This is a genomic window from Pseudomonas sp. LS-2 (assembly GCF_003605735.1).
In the GTDB taxonomy this organism is placed as follows: Bacteria; Pseudomonadota; Gammaproteobacteria; order Pseudomonadales; family Pseudomonadaceae; genus Aquipseudomonas.
This window is the reverse complement of the sequence record NZ_QXTJ01000002.1, coordinates 71090-90355: the sequence shown is the minus strand read 5'-3', so window position 1 is coordinate 90355 and position 19266 is coordinate 71090. Positions and strand designations below refer to the sequence as shown.

The window sequence follows — 19266 nt, the reverse complement described above, 5'->3', positions numbered from 1 at the left end:
TCACCCAATCACTTTCAGCAGCCGCCCGACCACGAGGAATTCGCCATGAGCATCAAACACGTTCTGTTCGTCCTGACCAACACCGCCGAAATCGGCCCGAACCATCGCAGCACTGGCTACTTCTTCCCTGAGGTCGCGCATCCTTACGAGGTGTTCGCCAACGCTGGTGTGGCCGTCGAATATGCCTCGCTGCTCGGCGGCACTCCGCCGGAAGACGGCTACGACGAGAGCGATCCGGCGCAACTGGCCTTCCGCAACAGCGCCGCGATCCGCCGCATGTCCCGAAGCCGCAAATTGTCGGAAGTCGACGTTCTGGATTACGACGCGGTCTTCTTCCCGGGCGGCCTGGGGCCGATGGTGGACATCGCCAATAATCCGGAAATCCAGCGTGTCGTCGAACGCGCCTGGAACGGTGGCAAGATCGTCGCCGCCGTGTGCCACGGCCCCGCTGCGCTGCTGGGCGCGAAACTGGACGACGGCACGCCGCTGGTTCAGGGTCGCAAGCTGACCGGGTTCTCGAATGACGAGGAATCCGGCTATGCCCAGGACGACGTGCCCTTCCTGCTGGAAACCGCGTTGCGTACCGAAGGTGCCCAGTACCAGTCGGCCGATGTATGGCAGGAATACGTGGTGGTCGACGGGCGTCTGATGACCGGTCAGAATCCGGCGTCCGGTGGCGCCCTGGCCAAAGTGATCGTCGAGGCGCTGCGCTGAGATTCACCGCGAGACTGCTACAGGCGTCTGTAGCAGTCCTGCCCCCCACTGAACACCAAGCCACTATTTTCCAGAGTTAGCCTCAGGAGCACCCGATGTCCGCATACGTTATTTTCATCCGTGAAAAAACCACCGACGCCGCCGAGATGCAGCGCTACGCCGAAACGGCCCCCGCCGCTCGCACCGGTCACGACATTACCCGCCTGGCGTTCTATGGCGAACTGGATGTGCTGGAAGGGCCATCGGCAGAAGGTGTCGCAATCCTGCGCTTCCCCGACATGGCCGCCGCCCGCGCCTGGTATGAAAGTCCGGCCTACACCGAAGCGCGCCAGCACCGATTCAAGGGCGCGGAATACCGGATGCTGCTGGTTGAAGGGGTCGACGCCGTTCAGGCATGACCCCGGTTCGATACCTGATCAGTCCGGCTTGCTCACGCCCACAGCAATGGCACAGTCGGACGCGATACCTCCAGGAGCAATCGCAGGTTACGACGGTCGCGAGGCCGACCACTGTCTCGCGGCCTCCCGCCTGTTTCAGACCGCCTGATTGACGACCGAACCGCCGTGCTCCATCGGCTGCGGATCCTTCGCCACTGCGGGTGCCGTCTCACGCATTTTCAGCGCGCACAACGTCGACACCACCCCTAGCAGACTGAACAGAATGGCCGGCCCCATCCATCCGACTTTGGCGAACAGTGCGGTGGCAATGAAGGGCAACGCGCCTGCGATCAACGAAGCACAGTTGTAGCCCAGAGAAATCCCCGAGGACCGCACATTGGCCGGGAACTGTTCGGTGAACCAACTGGCCTCCACCGCAAAGATCGGATCGTGGCTGAGCACCAGTGCCAACGCCACGGCGACCACCACGATGATCACTACACCGCTGTTGATCATCATGAACATCGGGATGCCGAAAGCGATGGTGAATAAAGACCCCAGCAGGAATACCGGCTTGCGCCCGATCCTGTCGCTCAACGCCCCGAAGAACAGATGACTGCCAAGCCCGAGTGCGGAACCGATCATCGTCCCCCAGAGCACGTTTTCCTTGCTCGCCACTCCGGCCAACAACACGTATGAGAGCATGAAGCTGGTGGCGATGTAATAACCACCGGTTTCCGCCAGACGCAGGCCGGCGATCTGCAAAACCTTGCGCCAGTCGTTGCGGATCACTTGCAGTGCGGGCTGACGGATCAGCGTGTTTTCCGCCTTGGCTTTTTCGAACTCCGGCGACTCGCTCACACCCAGACGAATCCACATGCCGACCGCGACCATGATCACCGAGGCCAGGAACGGCGCACGCCAGACCCAGTCACCTTCGAACAACGCTGCCGACAACAGAAAGGCTCCGTTGGCCATCAACAGCCCCAGGGGAATGCCGATTTGCGGCACTGCGCCAAAGAACCCACGGCGGTTGGCTGGAGCGTGCTCGCAGGCCATCAAAACGGCACCGCCCCATTCGGCACCGAAACCGATGCCCTGAATCATGCGCAGCAGAATCAGCAATAACGGCGCCAGTACGCCTGCCTGCTCATAGGTGGGCAAGGCGCCGATCAGTACCGTTGCGCCACCCATGGCCAGAAGCGACCAGAGCAGCACGGTTTTGCGTCCTAACCGGTCACCGAAATGCCCTGCCAGATAGCCGCCCAGCGGGCGCATGAAGAACCCCACGGCCATGGTTGCGAACGCCGCAAGAATGCCGACGATGGGCTCGGTGGTGTGGAAGAAAACGCGGCCGAACCAGCCAGCAGCGGCCGTACCGTAAATGAAGAAGTCATAACTTTCGACGGCCGAACCGATCATTGAGGCAAAAGAGACTTTGCCCGCCTTGTTGTGTGGCCGGGTTGGCGCTGTAGGGGATCTGCTCATGGCATTCTCCGGATTTTATTGTTGTTGTAGTGGGCAGGCGCGACCCTGCCCTTTTGCTATGCAAAGAACCGTAAAACCGTGAAGCTTCCTATCGCCAGGTCTCGATCACCCGGCTGTCGTCGCGCCTTCCCAGGCCTGATTGCGATGCAGTGCTGAAGCGCTCGTGGGCAATGTCGAGCAAAGGCACCGGCGCATCGCACGCCCGTGCCTCGGACGCCACCAGGCCGCTGTCCTTGACGAAGATGTCGACCATGCTGGTGACCCGGGTGTCGGTGCCTTCGAGCATTCGGGGCCCGCGATCCGAGAGCATCCACGAGCCACCGGCACCGCCTTGAACCAGATCCAGTACATGAGCAGGATCGAGCCCGAGCGAGCGCGCCAGACTGAGCGCTTCGGCTGCGGCCACCAGGTGCACCGAACACAGGTGCTGGTTCACCACCTTGATGGCCTGGCCATCGCCGACACTGGCACCGGCCGCACGTACATTACCCATGGCCCGCAGCACCGGCTCGACATGATCGATGGCCGTTTGCGCACCGGAAGCAAAGATCAGCAGGCTGCCCGTCTCGGCGCGAGCGACTCCACCGGTTACCGGTGCGTCCACGACCTGCACACCTTTGGCCTCAAGCCTGATGGATTGTTCGCGAACAGACGCCGGCCCCACAGTGCTCATGATGACCCAGTGCTGGCCGGGTTTGAGTTCCGAGCACTGGCTCACCAGAGCGTCCAGTTGGGCAGGCGTGGCCACCATCACCACCACGACATCGGCGTCAATGGCCGCACGCCAGTCGCCACTGGCTTCGATACCCGCGGCGTGTGCCGCGGCGCGTCCGGCTTCGCTCAGTTCGACACCAATCACCGCGTGCCCCGCCTGGTGAATCTGCCGTGCCATTGGCAGGCCGATGGCACCCAGACCTATGAATGCAACGTTCATAGAGTGCGCTCCTCAAACCAGCCACTGGCGAATGTTGGCCGCCATGACTTCGGTGGAAATGCCATACCGGTCGTGCAATGTGGGCAGCGCGCCCGCATCGAGATACGCATCGGGCAAGGCAATCTGGCGGAATTCGGGATTGACCCGCGCCTTCATCAACGTCAACGCTACGGCTTCGCCAAGACCGCCGACCGTGCTGTGGTTCTCGGCGACCACTACCAGACGGCCGCTACGACGGCATTGCTCGATGAGGGTGGCCTCGTCCAGCGGCTTGATGGTCGGAACATGCAACACCGCGACATCGGCGCTGCCATCCCCCAGCAATTGGGCAACTTCCAGGGCACGCATGGTCATGATGCCGCTGGAGATGATCAGCACATCCTTGCCATCGCGCAGCAATTTGGCCTTGCCCAGTTCGAACTTATAGTCGTACTCATCCAGAACCAGCGGCACCTTGCCGCGCAGCAGACGCATGTAAACCGGGCCTTCATGTTCAGCCATCGCCTGCACCGCCTGAGCGGTGTCCAGCGCGTCGCACGGGTCGATGACGGTCAACCCTGGCACAGCGCGCATCAGCGCCAGATCGTCAGTCGCCTGGTGGCTCGGACCATACCCGGTGGTCAGCCCTGGAAGCGCGGCGCAAATCTTGACGTTGAGGTTCTCCTCGGCGATCACCTGATGGATGAAGTCGTAGGCACGCCGGGTCGCGAACACTGCGTACGTCGTGGCGAACGGGATCATCCCCTCCTTGGCCATCCCTCCCGCGGCGGCCATCAACAGTTGCTCGGCCATGCCCATCTGCACATGACGCTCGGGGAACTCGCGGCCGAAGATGTGCAGGTCGGTGTACTTGGAAAGGTCCGCGGTCATCCCGACGATGCGCGAATCACGTTGTGCTGCCGCGACCAACGCATGCCCGAACGGAGCGGTTTCGGTACGCTGCCCTTCACTGGCGATAGACGCGATCATTGCGGACGTGGTCAAACGCGGTTTTTGCAAGGTTTCAGCGCCCATTTCAGTGTCTCCCCTGGTCGTAATTGGCATCCAGAACGTTGATCGCCGCTTGCCATTCTTCAGGCTCGACCCGGATGAAATGGTTTTTTTCGCGGGTCTCCAGGAAGTCCACACCCTTGCCCATCAAGGTATCGAACAGGATCACGCGGGGTTTCGCTTCCGGCAGCGCCATGGCCTGATCGAAGGCGTTCAATACGGCGCCCGGATCGTTGCCATCGACGCGCTGCACATGCCAGCCGAAGGCCTGCCATTTGTCTGCCAACGGCTCGAAATCGAGAATCTCGTGGGAGTTGCCATCGGCCTGTTGCTTGTTCAGATCGACCAGCGCGATCAGGTTGCCGAGCTTGTGGTGCGCCGCCGACATCGCCGCTTCCCAGGTCGAGCCTTCGTCCAGCTCGCCATCGGACATCGAGTTGAATACCCAGGCAGGGTTGCCCTTCATGCGTAGCGCCAGTGCCATACCCACCCCGATCGGCAAACCCTGGCCCAAGGAGCCACCGGAGATTTCCATGCCCGGCGTGTAGCTCGCCATACCCGACATCGGCAGACGGCTGTCGTCCGAGCCATAGGTGTCCAGTTCGCTTTCAGGGATGACTTGCGCTTCGATGAGTGCGGCGTAGAGCGCAATCGCGTAGTGGCCGTGGGAAAGGAGAAACCGGTCTCGGCCTTCCCAATCGGGATCGCCGGGACGAACCTTCATCGCGTGGCAGTAAGCGGTGGCGAGCACATCGGCCCAACCCAGCGCCTGACCGACGTAACCCTGCCCTTGAACTTCACCCATGCGCAGGGCGAAACGGCGGATGCGCCAGGCGTGATAGGCGACGCGTTGAAGCGGATCTGCAGCCGCCTCGGCGCGTTGAGGAATTGTTGTCATTATTGATTCCTGCTTGTTTTTGTGGTGAGAGCTTGCAAGCGACTGCTGTTCTGAATTCATCAAAGCCGTCTACATAGCACCTGGAATCAAGCTAACATCCAGAAATCAACCCTTACAAAAGACATTTTTACAATAATGAGTGAGCAAAATTCATCAATCCAGGCGCTTCGCCGTGTGCCGCTCTCATCGCTGCGGGTGTTCGAGTCTGCCGGTCGCAGCGGCTCATTCAACCAGGCCGCCAACGAATTGGGGATTTCCTCCAGCGCGGTCAGTCATTCGATCCGCAAACTTGAAGAAGCCATCGGTCTGCAGTTGTTCGAGCGCACGACCCGCGAGGTCAATCTGACGCCTAAAGGGCGCCTGCTGCTGGAACACGTGCAGCGCGGACTCGATGAAATGCAGCGCGGCTTTGCCTTGGCCAACGCTGAGGAACCGCCACCGCTGCGGCTGCACACAGCTCCCAGCTTTGGCATGTTGTGGCTGATGCCGCGCTTGCCACGCTTCGTTCGGGCTCACCCGAGTATCGACCTTCGGTTTTCGGCCAACACGGATTACGCCCAGTTCGAAAATGACGATTTCGACCTGGATGTGGTTTACGGCGAACCACGCTCAGCGCTCAACGAAAAGGTGCCGCTGGCGGTCGAGCATCTGACACCGCTGTGCAGCCCTGCACTGGCCGAACGCATTCACAGCCCTCAGGACCTGTACGACCACACGCTGATCCAGTGCGATGTGCAGATGCTGCAATGGAAAGGCTGGTTCGAGGCCAACCATCTGATGCCGCCACACCACTACGCCTTGCGTTTCGACCGCAGCCACATGGCAATCGCCGCCGCAGTCAACGGCATGGGCGTGGTGCTGGAATCCACCCTGCTGGCCGAGCGCGACTTGGCCGCCGGCAACCTGGTCGCCCCGCTGCGCAGCATGACCCACGACATTCAGTACATCGGTCATTACCTCGTGTATCCGAAGCGGCGGACGCGACATGAGGGGGCTGAGGTGTTCAGGAAATGGCTGCTGGATGAACTGGGCGTGCGCGCGCCGCTTTGATCCCAGCGACCTGCCGCGACCTATGACAAACGCGGCAATCCGTTTGTCGCAGTGAGCTTGCTCGCGATAGCGGTGGATCAGCCATGCAGGTATCGACTAAACCACCGCTTCGCGACCGTCGTAACCTCCGATTGCTCCTACAGGGATCGCGGTGGACCTGGATCTGCGGTGACTGGATTCGCAACGGTTGCCGCCACCGGCCATTTCTGCTGGGATGCGGCAATGTAAAGCCAACAGAGCACTCAGCATGATCACCTACCAGGAACTTTTCACTTTCGGCGAGAGTTTTGACTCGTTCGTCAGCCGTGGCATGTCGGCGGAAATCGCCGCCGTTCGGCGCATTCAGGAAAAGCTCGCTGCACCTGACGCGATCAGCCCGGCCAGTCTGCAGCGTCTGAACGCTGTGACCCGCCGCTTCCACCTGCTGGTCGCAGGCGAAATGTGGTGCCCGGATTGCCAGATCAACGTCAGCGTCATGGATTTTCTGCAGCGTGTTCAACCGAATATCGATCTGGCGATCATCACCAAGGGTCGGGCCGAGGACGAGTTGAAGCAGCGTCTGGAGCTGGACCGCATATCGATCCCGTTCGTGCTGGTGCTTGATGATGGTTTTCAGCCGGTGGGTCGCTTCATCGAGCGCCCGCTAGAGGTGATTGACGGGGGCGACGCATTGAAACCGGACTACCGCGCCGGAAAGTATCTGGACAGCACCGTGCAGGATTTCCTGAATATTTTCGAAGCCGCATGCTGACCGTCAACGCCTTCTGACACAGAAGCGTCAGACACCCCTCGATCCTGTAGCAGTCCGGCTCGCCGGCGGTGGCGGCCTTGTGATCGCTACCGCCGACAAGCCGTATTGCTACAGCCTTCTCGCCACTGCGAAATTTCGTAACTCGCCTTGTGTTTTCCGGCCGGTGAGCCTTACTCAATGGCGTGCTGAGCCGAAAAGCGACTCGCGTCTTGATCACTTGCGCAACGCCCAGGAGATTTTGACATGGCTATTGCAAGTTCACTGGCACCGCTGTTCCGTCAATCAGTAGGTTTTGACCGTTTCAATGATTTTTTTGAGTCGGCCCTGCATGGCGAAAAAGCCAGTTGCTACCCACCGCATAACGTTGAACGCTATGGCGACGATCATTACCGCATCGTCGTCGCCGCCGCAGGGCTGTCGGCGGACGACTTGAACCTTCAGATCGAGAAGAGTGTGCTGACCGTCAGCGGCGGCGAACGGGAGACCGACGCCGGCGCGACCTATCTGCATCAGGGCATTGCCCACGGGGCGTTTCGTCTGGTGTTTCACTTGGCCGATCACATCGAAGTCCAGGGCGCGACCTTCGAAAGCGGCCTGTTGATCGTCTTTCTGCTACGCGTCGTGCCGGATGAATCAAAAGCCCGACGGATCAGCATCAACGGCCCCGGTGAGGGGCCTGATCGCTGGCGACTCAAGCGTCATTGAGCACGCGCAGGATCCGGCAGATTGAAGAGGCTACTCTACGACTGCTGCGCAGCCGATCGCCGACAAGTCGGGCTCCCACGCCCTTCGGGCAGAATCAAAAGCGCTGCCGCTGACACCGCGTTACTTCTGCCGGAGGCGTGGCGGGCTTTACGCCCTTGGGCAGAATCATAAAGCGCTGCCGCTGACACCGATCTGCTTCTACCGAAGGCGTGCCAGGCTTTACGCCCTTTGGGCAGAATCAAAAGCGCTGCCGCTGACACCGCATTGCTTCTGCCGAAGGCGTGGCAGGCTTTACGCCCTTGGGCAGAATCAAAAGCGCTGCCGCTGACACCGCGTTACTTCTGCCGGAGGCGTGGCAGGCTTTACGCCCTTGGGCAGAATCAAAAGCGCTGCCGCTGACACCGCGTTGCTTCTGCCGAAGGCGTGGCAGGCTTTACGCCGTTTGGGCAGAATCAAAAGCTCTGCCGCTGACACCGCATTGCTTCTGCCAAAGGCGTGGGGGGCCCCCACGCTCTTTGGGCAGAGTCGAAATCATTCAATCGACACCGATCTGCTTCTGCCGAAGGCGTGGGAGGCCGGCTTGCCGACGATCTGGCGCGAAGCGGCAGTGAACACTGAGCCGCTTCGGCAGAATCTGAAGCGACATCAGGCGCCTGCAACCAGATCCTCAGGCCGCATCGTCAGGATGATCTTTCCGACGTTTTCCGAGGACTCCATTCGGCGATGGGCGTCGGCGGCGCGTGACAGCGGGAACGTGCTGTCCACCACCGGCTCCAGGCTTCCGGCGCCTTCGAAACGTTCGAGCCAGTGTTCGCGGAAGCGTTTGATCATGTCGTGTTTCTCCGGTTGGGTGCGGGACTTCATGACCGTGCCGATGATCTGCAAATGGCGGTAAAGAATCTGCTCCAGCGTTACCTTCACCTCGCCCCCGCCGCCGAGGATGCCGACCTGAATCAGGCGGCCGCCCTTGGCGAGGGACGCGATGTTGCGCTCGAAGTAGGCATCGCCGACGAAATCGATGACGACGTCGACACCCCGGCCCAGGGTCTTGCTGGCGATGACAGCGGCGAAATCCTGGGTCTTGTAATCGATGGCAACGTCAGCGCCCAGATGCTCGACACGGGACAGCTTGCTGCCATCGGTGGTCGCATACACCGTGGCACCCGTGGCGTAAGCGAGTTGCACGGCTGCGGAACCCACGCCGCCGGCGGCGGCATGGATCAGCACCGAATCCCCTGACTTGAGTCGCGCCAGGTGCATCATCGCTTCATGGGCGGTGACGAACACTTCCGGGATGGCCGCCGCATGAACGTAATCCAGCTGCGAAGGAATCGGCATGGCCATGCGGTAATCGATGCGCGCCAGCTCCGCATACGCCCCGCCACCCACGACGCCCATGACCCGGTCGCCCACTTCGTAACCGACCACCGCACTGCCCTTCTCGATGACTTCGCCGGCGATTTCCAGGCCGATGATCGGCGAGTCGCCAAAGTTGGGGCGCCCGTAGCCGCCAGTGCGATGGGTCAGATCAGCCCGGTTGACCCCGGCGGCATGCACACGCACCAGCAGATCGGCAGGACGCACTTCAGGGTTGGGAGCGTCGTTGAGTTTCAGGACGTCGGCATCGCCGAAGGTGTCGATGATGATGGCTTTCATGCTTGCTTCTCCGATTCGTCAAGGGTGGCGTTGGCAATGGCGGACGCGGTGATGGCCGCTGGAAAACCTGCGTAAAACGCCAGGTGTGTGATCGCTGCGGACAGTTCCTCGGGCGTGACACCGTTACTCACCGCCCGACGCAAGTGCGCAGGCAGCTCTTCGGCATGACCACCGGCGATCAGCGCAGCAACCGTGATCAGGCTGCGGTCCCGAGGCGACAGCTCCGGATCGCTCCAGACCTGCGGGTAGAGGGTGGAATCGACGAACGCCGACAGTTTGGGGGTGAACGCTCTCGCCGCTTCGCGGGGGCTGCTGAAATTGAGAGTCGACATGATGGGAGTCCTCAGATCTGGCTGATGAATTTGTGGGTCAGGTAGTGTTCGATGCCTTCGATGCCACCTTCGGAACCATGGCCGCTTTCCTTCATGCCACCGAAGGGCAGTTCAGTGGCGACAATGCGGTATTGGTTGATGCCGATCATCCCGGCCTCCAGGCCGTCGGCGACGTCGATGGCAGTACGGGCACTGGACGTAAATGCATAGGCGGACAGGCCGTAGGGCAAGCGATTGGCTTCCTTGAGCCCGTCTTCAAGCGCGTCGAACGGCATCAATATCGCGATGGGACCAAAGGGTTCCTCGTGCATGACCCGGGCGTTCATCGGCACATCGGCCAGCACGGTGGGTTCGAAGAAGAAGCCCTGGCCCGGCAGCCGTTTACCGCCGGCCAGCACCCGCGCGCCTTTGTCGACCGCATCGGCAATCAGCTCCTGCATTTTGGCCAGTTGCCGAGGGTTGGCGAGTGGCCCGACCTGGGTGTTTGAGTCCAGGCCGTTGCCGATTCTCAAGGCGTTGGTGGCCCTGACGAAGTGCTCGACGAACGCCTGATAGGCCCCGCGTTGAACCAGGAATCGCGTCGAAGAGATGCAGACCTGCCCGGTACCACGGAAGCGGTTGGCGACCCCTTCCACCGCCGCCTTCTCGACATCGGCATCTTCGAAGACCAGCACCGGACCATGACCGCCCAGTTCGAGGGTGATGGGTTTGACGCCTTCAGCCGCTCGGGCGGACAGCAAACGCCCGATCGGCACGGAGCCGGTGAACGTCACCTTGCGGATGATCGGTGAGGCGATCAGATGGCTGGAGACTTGATCCGGCACGCCGAACACCACCTGGAGAACGCCCTTGGGCAATCCCGCATCATCCAGGGCCCGGGCCAGCGCCAGCGCTGTAGAAGGGCTTTCTTCGCCGGGTTTGAGAATGACACTGCAACCTGCGGCCAGTGCCGCTGACAGCTTGCGTGCCGGGGTGATGGCCGGGAAGTTCCAAGGGGTGAACGCCGCGACCGGGCCGATGGCCTGACGCTTGACCAGTTGCAGCACACCCGGACGGTTGGCCGGCACGACACGGCCATCGATGCGCCGGGCGCTTTCGGCGAACCATTCGAAATACTCAGCGGCGCGGGTGACTTCGTCCATGCTTTCGCTCAGGGGCTTGCCCTCTTCCAGCGTCATTTGCGAAGCAATATGCGACGCCCGTTCAAGAATCAGATCCGCTGCGCGCTTTAGAATCTTCGCCCGCTGATCGGGCACTGTCCGACGCCAGACCTCGAAACTGGCCTGCGCAACGTCCAGCGCATGGTCCAGATCATCTGCGGTGGCGAGGGGCACGCGACCGATTTCGGTTTCGGTGGCAGGATTGACGACGGACGCGGTGTCGCGGCCATCGGCGCTGATCCATTCACCACCGATAAACAGATAGAGCGAGTCGTAGGACGTATTCATGGGCATGGCCTCATAGGGTTGTCAGGAATTCGGTTAAGGCGCGTCGATTGAATCAACGCCCTCAATGGCCGTTCGGCGATGCCGATGCAGGCGGCCTGTGCAACCCAGTCTATGGACAGAGCCCCGGTTGATTGAGTGGGCCCGGAGGGAATCAATGTTGTGTCGAGAGGTAATATCGCCGGCGACCGTTGAGTTCCCCCCGCGCCCCCGGCCGGTGATCATCGGACGGCGCGCCTACCCAAGCCTCGTCATCCCACAGCAGGCAAATAGATAAGGGAGAGTCGGATGGACAAACTTTCAAACATGTCGGTATTCGTGAAGGTCGTGGAGATGGGCAGTTTCACGGCGGTGGCGAACCATCTGGACTCGACGGTCGGCAACGTGTCCCGTGCCGTTTCCGCGCTTGAGAACCTGCTCGATGCCCGGCTGCTGCAACGTTCGACGCGGCGTCTGTCCGTCACCGACGCGGGCCGTCGATTCTATGAGCGCTGTACGAAGATCCTTGCCGATCTGGAGAACGCCGAAGCCGAAGCCAGCAGTGCATTGCTCGAACCCAAAGGCACCCTGCGCGTGCATTGCGTGCCCGGTCTGGCGCGCCATCTGGTGACCTGCGCGATTGTTGAATACCGCAAGGCGTTTCCTGAGGTCACCGTCGATCTGCTGCTCTCTCAACGGATGCCGAACCTGCTGGAGGACCAGCTCGATGTCTCGATTCTGATTGCCAGAACGCTGCCCGATTCCGCTTACATCAGCCAGAAGATCGGCGTCAGTCATTGCGTGCTGGTGGCTGCGCCCGAATACCTGGCGGAACACGCAGCCCCCGTCGTGCCGGAAGACCTCGTCGATCACCCGTGCCTGCTGCTCAGTACCGTCGATTACGCGCGGGACGAATGGCAATTGAAGAGCAAAACCGGCACCGCGACGTTCGTGCCCACGGGGCCTGGCTTCAGCATGAACGACATGGACGCCATGGCAGTCGCCGTTCGTGCCGGCGCCGGTATTGGCCTGCTGGCGGGGTTCTCGGCCATCGAAGACCTACGCTCGGGAAAACTGGTGCGCGTCCTGCCCGACTACCACACGTATGAGCGCAACGTGTACGCCGTGTACACGTCGCGGCAGTTCGTCGATGCGAAGATCACCCGCTTCATCGAGACCCTCAAAGCGAGAGTGGGCGAAGAACTCGCGGACACGGCACGCGCACTCATCGGCGATTGATGCTCGTCGGCAGCCCTGCCCCCGCGTGCGTCAATCCATTAAGCTTGCGCCATTCGAAACGTGACACGCCGGGTAACAGACATGAATCGCCGCAAGAAGATTAAACAGCTGATGCAAGCGAACGCCAAAAAGGCCAGCGCCAAGCTGGCCCCGGCCAATAAAAACAAGTACATCAGCAAAGCCGACCGGTTGAAGCTCGCGGCTGAGGCCAGCGAAGTCGCCCCTCCCTCCTCCGAAAGCCAAGGGATCACTGGCGCAGTTGCGTCGGACTCACCCCAAGCCGCTGTTTGAAAACCGTGGCCATGTGGGCCTGGGAGCTGAAGCCGCAGGCCTGCGCAATCTCCGCCAGCGTGGCGCATGAATCGCGCATCAGCGCCCGTGCCCTGGCCAGACGACGGTCGATCAGGTAACCGTGGGGGCTTTGCCCGGTTGCGGCCTTGAAAGCCCGCATGAAATAGCCCTCGGATAATCCCAGCAACTGTGCCATCGCCTGGACGCCCAGCGCATCACCGAGGCCTGCGTCGATGAACTCATCGAGCAAACGCATCCGGCTGGCGGTCAAGGCATTGAGCGGCGGTGCCGGCAATGCTTCGTGATGCCGAGCCCGCGCGGCCAGTTCAACGGCCCAGGTTTCCCAGTCGTCCGACACCGAAGCCCGCAACAGCGCGCTGCGCATTCGCCGGGCGAGCTGGGTGGCGTGGGGGTCGATGCGATTATTGAAGGCCCGCTCCCCATCCAGCGTCACGCCGTCGGTGCGTACCACGCGCAGGTACTCACCGCCCTCGGGAGATTCGGACAACACGTCGCAACCGACCGGCACGAACGCCAGCCCGTTGGGCACGGCAACGAAAGGTCGCACGCGGTCAGTGCCAATGGCGTGCAGCCCGCACTGGCTGTCGAAGGCAAAACCAATCGCCGATTGCGCTGCGACATAACGGGCGGCGTAAGCACTCCCCGGCAGTAACTCGATTGCCCACGGCCCTGCTGCCACTCGGCGCAGCGGTTCGGAGGGTGACGCGGGCGAAGGATCGTTTCCAGGCTTCATGCACCGCATAGTAGTGAAGCGAGGGCTGAAAAGTCAGGTCAGTTTTTTGAAAGCCGGCAAACGGTGTCCCTGCCTAGACTGGGCAAACCCTCTGGAAAGCCGCTCATGCACAGACTGACTCGCGACGCTATCGAACACGCCGCCCGCCTCGTTTATCAGGTCATGCCGGCCACAGCCCAATATCCGTGGCCGCTGCTGGCCGAGCGTTTGGGCTGCACGGTGTGGGTCAAGCATGAAAACCACACCCCCACCGGCGCGTTCAAGGTGCGCGGCGGCATTACCTTCATGCACTGGCTCAGACGCGAGCATCCGGCGGTGACCGGCATTGTCACCGCCACTCGCGGCAACCACGGGCAGAGCCTGGCGCTGGCGGCCAAGGCTCAGGGGTTGCGGGCACTGATTGTGGTGCCGGAAGGCAACTCCACGGAAAAGAACGCCGCCATGCGCGGCTTTGGCAGTGAAGTGGTCGAACACGGCCGGGATTTCGATGAGGCGCGTGAAGAGGCCGCACGGCTGGCGCACGATCAGGGGCTCTATCTGGTGCCGCCATTCCATACCGAACTGGTAAAGGGCGTGGCGACCTACGCGCTGGAGCTGTTCACGGCAGCGCCCGATCTGGATACCGTTTACGTGCCGATTGGTTGTGGGTCGGGGATTTGCGGGGTGATCGCGGCCCGGGATGCGCTGGGGCTGAGCACCGAAGTCGTCGGGGTGGTTTCAACAGAGGCCGCCGCTGCGAAGCTGTCGTTCGAAGCCGGCACGCTGCAGGAAACCGCTTCGGCGAATACCTTCGCCGATGGTCTGGCGGTGCGCAAACCGATTCCGCAAGCCTTCGCCGTTTATGCTACAGGCGCGCAACGGATGGTGTCGGTCAGCGAAGCGCTGATCGCCGAGGCCATGCGCATTTATTACACCGACACCCACAACCTCGCCGAAGGCGCCGGCGCGGCGTCGCTGGCGGCGCTCGTTCAGGAGCGTGAGCGAATGCAGGGGAAGAAAGTGGGGGTCATTCTGTCAGGGGGCAATATCGACCGATCGGTGTATGCCGCGGTGATTGCTGAGTGAACGATCAAGCGCTGATTCATCTGTAGCAGCACGGCTTGCCAGCGCCGTATTGATTCATCTGTAGCAGCACGGCTTGCCAGCGCCGTATTGATTCATCTGTAGCAGCACGGCTTGCCGGCGGCAGCGATCATGAAGACGCCTTCGCCAGCAAGCCAACTCCGACAGATCGAATACGCGCCGCGCCTGCGGGGTCACTATCAGTCGCTGAGCCCCGCCGCTCGGGCCCGGGCGCTGTGCAGCTTTTTATAGCTTTCCACCAGGCGCAAATGCCGGTCGAGGCCTTCGAGCTTCATGCTGGTCGGCGTCAGGCCGTAGAAGCGCACGCTGCCATTAACCGAGCCGATGGCGGCGTCCATGCGCTCGTTGCCGAACATGCGGCGGAAATTGACTTCGTAGTCGGCCAGTTCCAGATCGTCGTCGAGCTCGGTTTCCAGCACCACGTTAACCGCCTGATAGAACAGACCGCGTTCGACGGTGTTGTCGTTGTATTGCAGGAACGCCTCCACCAGATCCTTCGCCTGCTCGTACTTCTGCAAGGCGAGGTAAATCAGCAATCGCAGCTCCAGAATCGTCAACTGGCCCCAGGCGGTGTTGTCGTCGAATTCGATGCCGATCAGCGTGGTGATGTCGGTGTAATCGTCCAGTTCGCTGTCTTCGAGCCCCTTGGCAAGGTTTCTCAGGCCGACTTTGCTGAGGCTGTGCAGGTTGAGGATGTCGGCGCGGAAGGCCAGCGCCTTGTTGGTGTTGTCCCAGATCAGGTCGTCGACCGGGTAGATCTCCGAATAGTCCGGCACCAGGATACGGCAGGCGGTGGCGCCGAGGTCGTCGTACACCGCCATGTACACTTCCTTGCCCATGTCTTCCAGGATGCCGAACAGGGTCGCGGCCTCCTCGGCGTTCGAGTCCTCACCCTGCCCGGAGAAGTCCCACTCGACGAAATCGTAATCAGCCTTTGCACTGAAGAAGCGCCACGAGACCACGCCGCTGGAGTCGATGAAGTGCTCGACGAAATTGTTCGGTTCGATCACCGCCTGGCCTTCGAACGTCGGCTGGGGCAGATCGTTGAGGCCTTCGAAACTGCGCCCCTGAAGCAGCTCGGTCAGGCTGCGCTCCAGCGCCACTTCCAGACTCGGGTGGGCGCCGAACGAGGCGAACACGCCACCGGTGCGCGGGTTCATCAGCGTCACGCACATCACCGGGAATTCACCGCCCAGCGATGCGTCCTTGACCAGCACCGGGAAGCCCTGTGCTTCCAGGCCTTTAATCCCAGCCAGAATGCCGGGGTATTTGGCGATCACGTCCTGCGGCACATCCGGCAACGCGATCTCGCCTTCGAGAATTTCGCGTTTGACCGCGCGCTCGAAAATCTCCGACAAGCACTGCACCTGGGCTTCGGCCAGGGTATTACCGGCACTCATGCCGTTGCTCAGGTACAGGTTTTCGATCAGGTTGGACGGGAAGTACACCGTCTCGCCGTCCGACTGACGCACGAACGGCAGCGAACAGATACCGCGCCGGGTATTGCCCGAGTTGGTGTCGTAGAGATGCGAACCCAACAGTTCGCCCTCGCGGTTGTAGATCTTGAGGCAATACGCGTCGAGGAGCTCGGTGGGCAGCGCGTCTTTGGGACCCGGCAGGAACCAGCGCTCGTTGGGGTAATGCACGAACGCTGCGTTGGCGATGTCCTCGCCCCAGAACTGATCGTTGTAGAAGAAATTGCAGTTAAGGCGCTCGATGAACTCCCCCAGCGCCGAGGCCAGCGCGCTTTCCTTGGTCGCGCCCTTGCCGTTGGTGAAGCACATCGGCGAGTGCGCATCGCGGATATGCAGCGACCACACGTTCGGCACGATATTGCGCCACGAGGCGATCTCGATCTTCATCCCCAGACGCGCCAGAATCCCCGACATGTTGGCGATGGTCTGCTCCAGCGGCAGGTCCTTGCCCGGAATGTACGTGGCGGCATCCGACGCGGCATCGAGCATCAACAACGCCTGGGCATCGGCGTCGAGGTTCTCGACCTGTTCGATCACGAACTCCGGGCCTGCCTGAACCACTTTCTTCACCGTGCAGCGGTCGATGGAGCGCAGGATGCCCTGACGGTCCTTGTCCGAGATGTCGGCCGGCAGCTCGACCTGGATCTTGAAGATCTGGTTGTAGCGGTTCTCAGGGTCAACGATGTTGTTCTGCGACAGACGAATGTTGTCGGTGGGGATGTTGCGCGTTTCGCAGTAAAGCTTCACGAAATACGCCGCGCACAGCGCCGAAGACGCCAAAAAGTAATCGAACGGCCCCGGTGCCGAACCGTCGCCCTTGTAGCGAATGGGCTGATCGGCAATCACCGTGAAGTCGTCGAACCTGGCTTCGAGTCGCAGATTGTCGAGAAAGTTGACCTTGATTTCCATGGGGGTACCACAAGCGAGAAAACGATTTGGGCGCCATTATCCGGCTTTTGCGACGGAAGTCTTGGTTTTCGTCGGCTCATGGACTCGCTGGCGGTGTTCCTCGTCGGCAAGCGGTCATCGGTTGCTCGGAATGAACTTCAGCGTCCCGATCAACCCGTCGGCGGGGCGGTCGGTGTGATCCATGGGATGGCGTACACCGTCGTTGACCGGCACTTCCTCGAAATCGAACGGGCTGATCCCCTCCAGGCACGCAGCGTTGATGCCGTATTGCTCGGGGCTTGAGCGGCGCTGGTGATGGGTATAAATGCCGCAGTTCGAGCAGAAATAGTGCTTCGCGGCCTTGGTGTTGAATTGATAGAGCGTCAGCGCCTGCTCGCCTGAGGTGATCTTGAGATCCGCCAATTGCGCACTGACCACCACCGCGCCGCGCATTCGGCAATAAGAGCAGTTGCAGCGTCGCGCCGTGTGCAGCCCGTCAGTCAGACGAACTTCGAACTGCACCGTGCCGCAATGGCACTGGCCTTTTATGTGCTCAATATTTTTGTTCATGACGGTAGTTTTCCTCAGGGGGATGGATGCCGAGCAATGACTTGGCCCGAGGAAACATAGCAACAGTCGTGACCGCTTGCGAACAGATTCATGGAACTCACAGGGCCAAACCCGGCCATATAGCTGTACGCCTCTGGAACGGTGCTCAGGCACCGGGGGCAGGCACGGACAGCAGATAGCTTGTCTCTTGGAACCCACTCGCTTACAGGTGACATCGTGAATACTTTTGTGCCATTGGAAAAACTGGAAACGATCGACCTTCAGGATTATCACGAGGTCTGGCTGACGACTTCCGAGCGCTGGCCGCAGGACCCCGAGACTTCGGAACGCATGTGCTTGTGGCGTGGTAAGCGCGAGCTGACGCAGGACGTGGAAATCGACGACCTGTATTTTCAGAATCTTCCAAGGTTGTGGGTGGTTGTTGACCGTCTCGATGATGAGACTGCGGTCACTCACGTCGAGCAGGCCGTGATTGCACGTTCGAACGAACTGGCGTTGTCGGGTGAATTTCACCCGGAAGAGAAACCTAACCTGCCCTGCGGCAGCGAAAACAACACTGATCTGAGAAGCTGATGGCGGCACACGGCTGGCGGCAGCTGAATCAGATACCGCCCTCGGCTCACTCGCCGAGCGCCTCGAGAAAGTCCGAGGACGGTACGAAAAACAGCGCGCCGCTCACCGCCCTGCTGAAATCCAGCAGCCTGTCGTAATTGCCCACGGGCCGTCCGACGAACATGTTTTCCAGCATCTGCTCCAAGGGTTCGGGGGACCGTGCATAGCCGATGAAGTAGGTGCCGAATTCATCGGATCCCGGTCGGCCAAATGGCATGTTGTCCCGCAGAATCTTGACCTCTTTGCCGTCCTTCTCGATGACCGTCAAAGCGCTATGGGAGTTGCTGGGCTTGACCGAATCGTCGAGCTCGATGTCCGACAGTTTCTTGCGTCCGATGACCAATTCCTGCTGTTCCACCGTCAGCTTGTTCCAGGCGGTCATGTCGTGCAGGTACTTCTGGACGATGACGTAACTTCCGCCCGCGAAGGTCGGGTCCTCATCACCGACGATGGTGGCATCGACGGCTCTATCGCCCACCGGGTTCTCGGTGCCATCGACGAAACCGACCATGCTGCGCATATCGAAATTGCGGAAGCCGTGGACTTCTTCGACCACGGTAACGGCGTCGCCCAGCGGCAACAGCAACTGGGTTGCCAGTTCGAAGCACAGGTCCATCCGGTCAGCGCGAATGTGCATCAGGATGTCGCCGGGGGTGGCGATGGCCTTGCGCCCTTCTACCCCGAACTCGCGGAAGTTGTGCAAAGAAGCCGGTCGGGTGCTCCCGAACAACGCATCCCAGGCATTGAAACTGAAACCGCATACGCAGGACAGATTGCCGTCCGGCACGCGTTTGCCGACCGCCCGGACCAACCCGGCGATGTCGGCGCACCACGCTTTGACCTTCTCGGCGGACTCGGCGCCCGGCGCGATAGTTGCGACCATGAAAATGGCGCTACTGGTGATCGGCACATCGACGCCCTGCGGATAGGGGGTTGTTTTCATCATGGGCGCACAGGCTCCTGAAAGGGGTCGAGCATTGGGCATGCGATTCATTTGTGGGAGTCTAAACATACAATCCGGCTTGCTGGCGAAGG

At 61.1% G+C, this 19266-nt stretch carries 20 protein-coding genes; 9 read left to right on the top strand and 11 right to left on the bottom strand.

What is annotated here, in order from left to right; genetic code table 11:
• Nucleotides 1-45 precede the first annotated feature (45 nt).
• Nucleotides 46-714, top strand: coding sequence for a type 1 glutamine amidotransferase domain-containing protein (locus D3M70_RS01265; protein WP_120123692.1), 669 nt, complete (start codon nt 46-48; stop codon nt 712-714).
• A 95-nt stretch (nt 715-809) separates the two neighbouring features.
• Entirely contained in the window at nt 810-1112 is a 303-nt protein-coding gene (locus D3M70_RS01260; protein WP_120123690.1) for a DUF1330 domain-containing protein, read from the top strand.
• A 135-nt stretch (nt 1113-1247) separates the two neighbouring features.
• On the opposite strand, the gene D3M70_RS01255 is transcribed toward D3M70_RS01260, so the two are convergent.
• The 4 genes from D3M70_RS01255 to D3M70_RS01240 all read right to left on the bottom strand — a co-directional run bounded on the left by D3M70_RS01255 (nt 1248) and on the right by D3M70_RS01240 (nt 5401).
• Complete coding sequence (locus D3M70_RS01255; protein WP_120123689.1) at nt 1248-2579, bottom strand: MFS transporter; 1332 nt, start codon at nt 2577-2579, stop codon at nt 1248-1250.
• A gap of 88 nt (nt 2580-2667) precedes the next feature.
• On the bottom strand, nt 2668-3513 hold the full coding sequence (locus D3M70_RS01250; protein WP_120123687.1) for an NAD(P)-dependent oxidoreductase: 846 nt from the start codon (nt 3511-3513) through the stop codon (nt 2668-2670).
• Between the two features lie 12 nt (nt 3514-3525).
• A complete protein-coding gene (locus D3M70_RS01245) occupies nt 3526-4527 on the bottom strand; it encodes a transketolase family protein (RefSeq protein ID WP_120123685.1) in 1002 nt (333 codons plus the stop codon).
• A gap of 1 nt (nt 4528) precedes the next feature.
• The gene (locus D3M70_RS01240) at nt 4529-5401 is read right to left on the bottom strand and encodes a transketolase (protein ID WP_120123683.1); all 873 of its coding nucleotides are present in this window, start codon (nt 5399-5401) and stop codon (nt 4529-4531) included.
• Nucleotides 5402-5575: 174 nt separating this feature from the next.
• Between D3M70_RS01240 and D3M70_RS01235 the strand changes: the two genes are divergently transcribed.
• From D3M70_RS01235 to D3M70_RS01225, 3 genes are all read left to right on the top strand, one after another.
• Nucleotides 5576-6451: a LysR substrate-binding domain-containing protein gene (locus D3M70_RS01235; RefSeq protein WP_256659655.1), complete on the top strand. Its 876-nt coding sequence runs from the start codon at nt 5576-5578 to the stop codon at nt 6449-6451.
• 247 nt (nt 6452-6698) lie between these two features.
• Complete coding sequence (locus D3M70_RS01230; protein WP_120123681.1) at nt 6699-7202, top strand: thioredoxin family protein; 504 nt, start codon at nt 6699-6701, stop codon at nt 7200-7202.
• A gap of 243 nt (nt 7203-7445) precedes the next feature.
• A complete protein-coding gene (locus D3M70_RS01225; protein ID WP_120123680.1) occupies nt 7446-7907 on the top strand; it encodes an Hsp20 family protein in 462 nt (153 codons plus the stop codon).
• Nucleotides 7908-8552: 645 nt separating this feature from the next.
• Here D3M70_RS01225 and D3M70_RS01220 read toward each other — a convergent pair.
• The 3 genes from D3M70_RS01220 to D3M70_RS01210 are packed head-to-tail and all read right to left on the bottom strand — an operon-like array spanning nt 8553 to nt 11343.
• Entirely contained in the window at nt 8553-9563 is a 1011-nt protein-coding gene (locus D3M70_RS01220; protein WP_120123678.1) for an NAD(P)H-quinone oxidoreductase, read from the bottom strand.
• On the bottom strand, nt 9560-9895 hold the full coding sequence (locus D3M70_RS01215; RefSeq protein WP_120123676.1) for a carboxymuconolactone decarboxylase family protein: 336 nt from the start codon (nt 9893-9895) through the stop codon (nt 9560-9562). Before D3M70_RS01215 ends, D3M70_RS01220 begins: the two co-directional genes overlap by 4 nt.
• Nucleotides 9896-9906: 11 nt before the next feature.
• Nucleotides 9907-11343, bottom strand: coding sequence for an NAD-dependent succinate-semialdehyde dehydrogenase (locus D3M70_RS01210; protein ID WP_120123674.1), 1437 nt, complete (start codon nt 11341-11343; stop codon nt 9907-9909).
• A gap of 285 nt (nt 11344-11628) precedes the next feature.
• Here D3M70_RS01210 and D3M70_RS01205 point away from each other — a divergent pair, with 285 nt between their 5' ends.
• Nucleotides 11629-12558: a LysR family transcriptional regulator gene (locus D3M70_RS01205; protein ID WP_120123672.1), complete on the top strand. Its 930-nt coding sequence runs from the start codon at nt 11629-11631 to the stop codon at nt 12556-12558.
• 81 nt (nt 12559-12639) lie between these two features.
• The gene (locus D3M70_RS01200; protein WP_120123670.1) at nt 12640-12849 is read left to right on the top strand and encodes a DUF2986 domain-containing protein; all 210 of its coding nucleotides are present in this window, start codon (nt 12640-12642) and stop codon (nt 12847-12849) included.
• On the opposite strand, the gene D3M70_RS01195 is transcribed toward D3M70_RS01200, so the two are convergent.
• The gene (locus D3M70_RS01195) at nt 12806-13612 is read right to left on the bottom strand and encodes a helix-turn-helix transcriptional regulator (RefSeq protein WP_375232907.1); all 807 of its coding nucleotides are present in this window, start codon (nt 13610-13612) and stop codon (nt 12806-12808) included. The genes D3M70_RS01200 and D3M70_RS01195 overlap by 44 nt on opposite strands.
• 96 nt (nt 13613-13708) lie before the next feature.
• Between D3M70_RS01195 and D3M70_RS01190 the strand changes: the two genes are divergently transcribed.
• Nucleotides 13709-14668: a threonine dehydratase gene (locus tag D3M70_RS01190; RefSeq protein ID WP_120123667.1), complete on the top strand. Its 960-nt coding sequence runs from the start codon at nt 13709-13711 to the stop codon at nt 14666-14668.
• Nucleotides 14669-14865: 197 nt separating this feature from the next.
• Here the strand turns inward: D3M70_RS01190 and D3M70_RS01185 are convergent, their stop codons facing one another.
• Both D3M70_RS01185 and D3M70_RS01180 read right to left on the bottom strand, forming a co-directional pair.
• Nucleotides 14866-17070: an OsmC domain/YcaO domain-containing protein gene (locus D3M70_RS01185; protein ID WP_120123665.1), complete on the bottom strand. Its 2205-nt coding sequence runs from the start codon at nt 17068-17070 to the stop codon at nt 14866-14868.
• A 114-nt stretch (nt 17071-17184) separates the two neighbouring features.
• Nucleotides 17185-17619: a GFA family protein gene (locus tag D3M70_RS01180; protein WP_120123663.1), complete on the bottom strand. Its 435-nt coding sequence runs from the start codon at nt 17617-17619 to the stop codon at nt 17185-17187.
• Nucleotides 17620-17835: 216 nt separating this feature from the next.
• Here D3M70_RS01180 and D3M70_RS01175 point away from each other — a divergent pair, with 216 nt between their 5' ends.
• Nucleotides 17836-18192, top strand: a complete 357-nt coding sequence (locus tag D3M70_RS01175) for a hypothetical protein (protein ID WP_133306428.1) — start codon at nt 17836-17838, stop codon at nt 18190-18192.
• A 46-nt stretch (nt 18193-18238) separates the two neighbouring features.
• Here D3M70_RS01175 and D3M70_RS01170 read toward each other — a convergent pair whose 3' ends face one another.
• A complete protein-coding gene (locus D3M70_RS01170; RefSeq protein WP_120123660.1) occupies nt 18239-19177 on the bottom strand; it encodes a Dyp-type peroxidase in 939 nt (312 codons plus the stop codon).
• Nucleotides 19178-19266: the final 89 nt, after the last annotated feature.